We start from the raw sequence: 6,893 nt of genomic DNA, 5'->3' as shown, positions 1-6,893 counted from the left end.
TGCGGCGCCCCATTCGACCGGTTGGCAATCCTGCTCCCGGACACCGTCAATATGGCGGCGGCCTGGCTCGGGTTCAAGTACCTGCGAAACCGTAACAAAACCGTAATTCCGCAGGCACGGGCGAGCCGGGATCTCGAGACGGCGGCGCGAGGTCCCGCGTTGAGCCGATACGCGTACTGGAATGATGATGGATTGGTTTTTAGAGGTCGACCCGCCTGCGGCCGTCGGCGGTAAAAAGGTGCAGTTTTTCACGGGGGGCGATCGCCCTGATCCGTTCGCCGATGGCGGGCCCCGTCGCGCCCGGGATGCGCACGATCACCTCGCCCGGGGGCAATTCGCCGGGGTTGGCGGCGACGCCCTGCGCCTCGCGCTGGCGGGCCCCGTAAACGAACGTCTCGGCCCCGACATGCTCGATCGCCTCCACGGTGAGGCCGAGCGCCACGCCGCCAGCCGCGGTATCGTTTGAGATCACAAAATCTTCCGGACGGATCCCGAGGATACCGGCATCATTGGTGCGGCTGTCGCCGGTCAATTGTGATGCGAACTCCTCCGATCGCAGCGGCATCAGGTTCATCGGCGGCGCGCCGATGAAGGAGGCGACGAAGGTGGTCGCGGGCCTCTGGTAGATCTCGAGGGGATTGCCGATCTGCTCGACCCGGCCGCCATTCATGACGACGAGGACGTCGGCGAGCGTCATCGCCTCAAGCTGGTCGTGGGTGACGTAGATCGAGGTCGTGCCGAGGCGGCGCTGCAGCTTTCGGATCTCGACGCGCATGGCGATGCGCAGCTTGGCGTCGAGGTTCGACAAGGGCTCGTCGAACAGAAACACTTTTGGCTGCCGCACGATTGCGCGTCCCATCGCCACGCGCTGGCGCTGGCCGCCGGACAATTGCCGCGGCTTGCGTTCGAGCATGGCGCCGAGTTCGAGGATGCGGGCGGCCTCCTGCACCCTTGTGTCGATCTCGGGCTCTTTCATGCCGCGGTTGCGCAGGCCGTAGGCCATGTTGTTGTAGACGCTCATATGCGGATAGAGCGCATAGTTCTGGAACACCATCGCGATGTCGCGCTCGGCCGGCTCGACCCGGTTGACCACGCGGCCGCCGATATCGATCTCGCCAGAGGTGATGGTCTCCAGCCCCGCGACCATGCGCAGCAGCGTGGACTTGCCGCATCCGGAAGGGCCGACCAGCACGCAGAACTGGCCGTCGCCGACCTCGAAGTCGATGCCCTTGATGGCCTCGAAGCCGCCGGCATAGGTCTTGCGGACGTTGCGGAGGGTGACGTTAGCCATGGGGTCCATCCGCGAATGGCGAGTGGCGAGTGGCGAGTAGGGAGGAGCGAGGCAGCAAGAGCAGGCGGGTAGCTCTATTCGCCACTCGCCATTCGCCATTCGCCCGTTCCATTCGCCATTCGCCACTCGCCACTCGCATCTTCATTTCTCCGTCTCGACCAGTCCGCGCACGAACAGCCGCTGCATGAACACGACAACCGCGACCGGCGGCAGCATCGCAAGGATCGCGGTCGCCATCGCGAGCTGCCATTCGGCCAGTTCGTCGGTCGTGGTCAGCATCTTCTTGATGCCGGTGACGATGGTCTGCATCGAGTCCTGGGTGGTGATCAGCAGCGGCCAAAGATACTGATTCCATCCATAGATGAACTGGATCACGAACAGCGCCGCGATCGTGGTGACCGATAGCGGCAGCAGCGTATCCCAAAAGAAGCGGAAGGGTCCGGCGCCATCGATGCGCGATGCCTCCAGCAGCTCTTCCGGCACCGTCATGAAGAACTGCCGGAACAACAGCGTGCCGGTGGCGGACGCGATCAACGGCAGGATCAGCCCGGCATAGGTGTCCAGCATGTGCAGGTCGGCGACCACCTTGTAGGTCGGATAGATGCGTACCTCGACCGGCAGCATCAGGGTGACGAAGATGATCCAGAACGCTGCCTTGCGGAACGGAAAGCGGAAATACACCACGGCATAGGCGGACAGGATCGAGATGAAGATCTTGCCGAGCGCGATCCCGATCGCGGAGATGAAGGAGTTCGTCAGCATGTGGCCGACCGGCTCGCGGCTGGTGCGCGAACCGCCGACGAAAACGGCGCGATAGTAGTTTTCCAGCGCATGGCCGCCCGGGGACAGCGGCATGTTGCCGCCGACCACGGTGGCGGCGTCGTGGGTGGAGGCGATCAGCGCGAGATAGACCGGAAAGGCGACAATGAAGACGCCGAGCGAAAGGATCGCGTAGGCGATGATGTCGTTCCACGGGCGGTGCTCGACCATCAGTATTGCACCTTGCGCTCGACATAGCGGAACTGGATCGCGGTCAGCGCGATCACGATCACCATCAGCACCACCGACTGCGCGGCCGAGCCACCGAGGTCGCCGCCGAGCCGCCCGTCGGCGAACACCTTGTAGACCATGGTGGTGGTGGCGCCGGCCGGGCCGCCGCCGGTCACGGCATCGATGATGCCGAAGGTGTCGAAGAAGACGTAGACGACGTTGACGACGAGCAGGAAGAATGTCGTCGGCGACAGCAGCGGAAACACGATGGTCCAGAACCGCCGCATCGGCCCGGCGCCGTCGATCGCGCTGGCCTCGATCACGCTTTTCGGGATCGATTGCAGTCCTGCCAGGAAGAACAGGAAGTTATAGGATATCTGCTTCCACACCGCGGCCATCACCACCAGGATCATGGCGTGGCTGCCGTTCAACAGCGGATTCCAGTCAAAGCCCATCCAGCGCAGCGGCCGCGCCAGCGTGCCGAGCGAAGGGTGGAACATGAAGATCCAGAGCACGCCGGCGACCGCGGGCGCCACCGCATAGGGCCAGATCATCAGGGTCTTGTAGGCGCCGGCGGCTTTCAGGTTCTTGTCGGCCTGGGTCGCGAACAAGAGCGCGATCGAAAGCGACAGCGCGGCGACCAGCGAGGAGAACACCAGCGTCGTCAGCATCGATTTGTAATATTCGGGCTGGCCGAACAGCGCCTGATAATTTTCCAGCCCGATGAATTCGGATGTCAGCCCGAAAGCGTCCTCGCGGAGAAAGGATTGCCAGACTGCCTGGCTCGCCGGCCAGTAGAAGAACACCAATGTGATGATGAGCTGCGGAACGAGCAGCAGATATGGCAGCAGCTTGTTGTTGAATACGACAGTCTTTTCCATTCAGGTGCTGCGGTCTTCCGTATGGGCGGAAAGGCTCCCTCTTCGGACGAAGAGGGAGCATCGATAGCCGAGGTTACTTCGCGGTCTTTTCGAACGTCCGCAACATCGCATTGCCGCGCGCGACCGCCGCGTCGAGCGCTTCCTTGGCGGTCTTCTGGCCGGCAAGGGCGGCCTCTATTTCTTCGGCCCAGAGGTCGCGCATCTGCACCATGTTGCCGAAGCGCAGGCCGCGCGAATTCTCGGTCGGCTCCTTGTTGGTGAGCTCCTTCAGCGGCGTTTCCGGAATCGGGGTTTTCTCGTAGAAGCCGGACGTCTTGGTCTTCTCATACGCTGCCTTGGTGATCGGCAGGTAGCCGGATTCCTGGTGCAGCTTGGCCTGGCGGTCGGTGTCGGACAGGAACGTAAAGAACCTGGCGACGCCCTTGTATTCCTCGGGCTTCTTGCCGCCCATCACCCACAGCGATGCGCCGCCGATGATCGAGTTCTGCGGCGCACCGGCAACGTCCGGATAGTAGGGCATCGGCGCCGAGGTGAAGTCGAATTTGGCAGTGCCCTTCGCGGTGGCGTAGTAACCCGACGAGGTCAGGAAGATCGCGCATTCGCCGGAGCCGAAACGGCCCTCGCTCTTGCTGTCGCGGCCGGAATAGTCGTAGGTCTTGTCCTTCTGCAGGTCGATCAGGTTCTGCAGGTGTTTGACATGCAGCGGCGAGTTGAACTTCAACTCGGTGTCGAAGCCGTCGAGCCCGTTCGCCCTGGTGCCGATCGGCACATTGTGCCAGGCCGAAAACTGCTCGATATGCGCCCACGACGCCCATGCGTTGGAGAAGCCGCAGGTGGCGTGACCGGCCGCCTTCAGCTTCCTGGCGGCGTCGAACACTTCCGGCCAGGTCTTCGGGATTTCGGCGACGCCGGCCTTCTTCAACTCGTCCTTGTTGATCCACATCACCATCGACGACGAGTTGAAGGGGAACGACAGCATGTCGCCTTTTGACGTCGAGTAATAGCCTGTGATGGTCGGCAGGTAGGCCTTCGGGTCGAACGGCTCGCCAGCGTCCTTCATCAACTGATAGACCGGCTTGATCGCGCCGGTGGCGCTCATCATCGTCGCGGTGCCGACCTCGAACACCTGCATGATGTGCGGCGCGTTGCCGGCCCGGAATGCGGCGATGCCGGCATTCATGGTATCGGCATAGACGCCTTTATAGGTTGGGACGACCTTATAGTCGGATTGGCTGGCGTTGAAGTCCTCGGCGAGCTTGTTGATGATGTCGTTGTTGCCGCCGGTCATGGCGTGCCACCACTGGATCTCGATCGCCGCCTGGGCGGGCGAGGCGCCGAACGCCAGCGTGACCGCGACTGCCGCAGCAGCGCCGAATTGTCGAAGAGCCATCAAATTCCTCCCGTTGGACCGTCATCTCGGTGGTTTGCGCTAGCAGCGCCGGATGACGTGCAAATGACCGTATAAACCGGCGAATGGTACGGGGGAAGCGGACCGCAAGGAAAGCTGTAAAATAAGCGGAGGGGGCCCCGGATGCAGCGCAGCGCGCCTTGCGGTGCGCTGCTGATCGGGGGTCTGGTCCCGGCTCTGCGGGGCACCGTCAAGAGACGCTGCTCCGCGTCCGGGACACGCAAAACCTCAGCGCTTCCGCTCGGACCCGCAGACCACGCCGCCGGCGACCAAGGCATCGATCTCGGTCTTCGAATACCCGAACTCTTCCAGCACCTCGGCCGAGTGCTGGCTGAATTTTGGCGGCGTGCGGCGCAGGCTGGGCTTGGTCCGCTCGAGGCGGATCGGGGACGCGACGCCCTTGTACCAGTCTTGCTGGATGACGTCGCCGCGATGAATCGCATGGGGGCTGGTGAGCGCCTGGTCGATTTTTTGTACGGGGCCCGCCGGCAGGCCGGCGGCAAGCAGGCGATTGCACAGCGGCTCGGCGTCCTGCTGGTGGAACACGGCCGCCAGCTCGTCGCGCAGCGCATCGCGGTTGGCGATGCGGTCCTTGTTGCGGGCAAAGCGCGGATCGCGGCCAAGCTCGGGCCTGCCGATCTCCTTGCAAAGCTTCCGGAAGGTAGCATCATTGCCGACACCGATGAAGATGTTGTCGGTCCGCGTCGCGAAGATCGCGTATGGCACGAGGTTCGGATGCTCGTTGCCGGTGAGCTGCGGCGGCCTGCCGTGCATGAAGTAATTGGCGGTGTGCGGATGCATGATCGCAAGGCCGGTTTCATACAGCGTGGTCTCGAGAAACTGGCCGAGGCCGGATCGCTGCCGCTCCGACAGCGCCATCAGGATGCCGATCGCCGCATAAAGCCCGGTCGCGATGTCGACGAGCGGAACGCCGATCCGCATCGGTCCGCTCTCGGGCGAGCCGGTCGCGGCGATCATGCCGGTCATGGCCTGAATGATGGCGTCATAGCCGGGATTGCCGCCGCGCGGCCCGTCGGCGCCGAAGCCCGAAATCCGGCAGTGCACGAGTTTTGGAAACCTCAAACGCAGCACGTCGTTGCCGATGCCCCATTTGTCGAGAGTGCCGGGCTTGAAATTCTCGATCAGGACGTCGGCGCCCTCCAGCATCTTCATGAGCACCGCGCGGCCGTCCTCTGAGCCGAGATCGAGTCCGATCGAACGCTTGTTGCGGTTGATGCCGACGAAATAGGCCGCGTCCTCGTCGTGGAACGGAGGTCCCCAGTCGCGCACCTCGTCGCCGGCGGGTGGCTCGACCTTGATCACGTCGGCGCCGTGGTCGGCGAGGATTTGCGTGCAATACGGGCCGCCAAGGACGCGCGTGAGGTCGATCACGCGCAGGCCGGCCATCGCGCCGGGAGCAGTTTCAGGGGTCATGGGTTGGTCGGGCGTTTGTTGCGGATGTTGTTGTCGCCGGCGTTTAAAGCATCACAGGCGCTTCTTCGCAAATGCGCGGCCGGAGCCAGACTTCAGATATTTCTCGAATGCGAAGGCCTGCTTTTCATCGCTGAAAGCGACGTAGGTTTTCAACCGCCAAGGTCTGAACTTGGAGGTGTGCGAGACCTCACCCGCATTGTGTTTCGCCAATCGCGTCGGCACGTCATCCGTAATCCCGGCGTAGAAATGTTCGGAATCGTGACTTTCGAGGATGTAGACGTATTTTGCCGAGGCCCGTCTTCGCCCTTCGGGCTACGCCGCGGCAGCCTTCGCTTGCTTCGCTACGATAGGGCGCGGTGTGGCTTGCCGAGGCCCGCCTTCGCCCTTTGGGCTGCGGCGCGGCAGCCTTCGCCACGACAGGGCTTGCCGAGCCGAAGCTGGCGAAGCCAGCGAAGGCTGGTGGAGCCAGGCGGGATCGAACCGCCGACCTCTTGCATGCCATGCAAGCGCTCTCCCAGCTGAGCTATGGCCCCTTAGGGTCCCGCGCGTCTCAACCGGCTCGCGGGGCAAAACCCAGAACATAATTCCGGGCCGATCTCAAGTCTCCTCGTCGCCGCCAACGTCGCCGATGATGTCGGCGACGTCCTCGTCGCCTTCTTCCTCGTCGGCGATGAAGGTGGAATCATCATCGTCATCGTCTTCGATGGTCTCGTCGATCTCGATGTCGTCCTCGGACTCCGGAACCACGGCCTTGACCTTGCCGGTATTCTCCTCGGCGTCGGCCTCCTCGAGCGGCACCAACTCTTCAGCCTCGATCGGCTCCGGCGTGGCTTCGGCGGCGGAAGCTGCGGCTGCAGCACTGGCGCGGGCTGCGGCGTCGGCGCGGGTC

The 6,893-nt window shown here is 63.4% G+C and carries 7 protein-coding genes and 1 tRNA gene; all 8 read right to left on the bottom strand.

Annotation, left to right across the window (positions count from 1 at the left end):
• Positions 1-199: 199 nt before the first annotated feature.
• The gene (locus WCE35_RS15420) at positions 200-1,291 is read right to left on the bottom strand and encodes a sn-glycerol-3-phosphate import ATP-binding protein UgpC (protein WP_424594202.1); all 1,092 of its coding nucleotides are present in this window, start codon (positions 1,289-1,291) and stop codon (positions 200-202) included.
• A gap of 141 nt (positions 1,292-1,432) precedes the next feature.
• Positions 1,433-2,281, bottom strand: a complete 849-nt coding sequence (gene ugpE, locus WCE35_RS15415; RefSeq protein WP_424594201.1) for a sn-glycerol-3-phosphate ABC transporter permease UgpE — start codon at positions 2,279-2,281, stop codon at positions 1,433-1,435.
• Positions 2,281-3,162 (bottom strand): sn-glycerol-3-phosphate ABC transporter permease UgpA, encoded by an 882-nt coding sequence (gene ugpA / locus WCE35_RS15410; RefSeq protein ID WP_424594200.1) that lies wholly within the window; start codon positions 3,160-3,162, stop codon positions 2,281-2,283. The genes ugpE and ugpA overlap by 1 nt, the downstream gene beginning before the upstream one ends.
• A 73-nt stretch (positions 3,163-3,235) precedes the next feature.
• Entirely contained in the window at positions 3,236-4,552 is a 1,317-nt protein-coding gene (gene ugpB / locus WCE35_RS15405; protein WP_424594199.1) for a sn-glycerol-3-phosphate ABC transporter substrate-binding protein UgpB, read from the bottom strand.
• 246 nt (positions 4,553-4,798) lie between these two features.
• Positions 4,799-6,004 (bottom strand): CaiB/BaiF CoA transferase family protein, encoded by a 1,206-nt coding sequence (locus tag WCE35_RS15400; RefSeq protein WP_424594198.1) that lies wholly within the window; start codon positions 6,002-6,004, stop codon positions 4,799-4,801.
• A 51-nt stretch (positions 6,005-6,055) separates the two neighbouring features.
• Positions 6,056-6,277, bottom strand: a complete 222-nt coding sequence (locus WCE35_RS15395) for a GIY-YIG nuclease family protein (protein ID WP_424594203.1) — start codon at positions 6,275-6,277, stop codon at positions 6,056-6,058.
• Positions 6,278-6,461: 184 nt separating this feature from the next.
• Positions 6,462-6,537 (bottom strand) — tRNA-Ala (locus WCE35_RS15390).
• A 64-nt stretch (positions 6,538-6,601) separates the two neighbouring features.
• Positions 6,602-6,893, bottom strand: a 292-nt coding sequence (locus WCE35_RS15385; protein WP_424594197.1) for a TIGR02300 family protein, incomplete at its 5' end; no start/stop codon positions are given.

This window comes from Bradyrhizobium sp., assembly GCF_049691595.1.
GTDB lineage: Bacteria > Pseudomonadota > Alphaproteobacteria > Rhizobiales > Xanthobacteraceae > Bradyrhizobium.
This window is presented reverse-complemented; position numbering and strand designations above follow the sequence as displayed.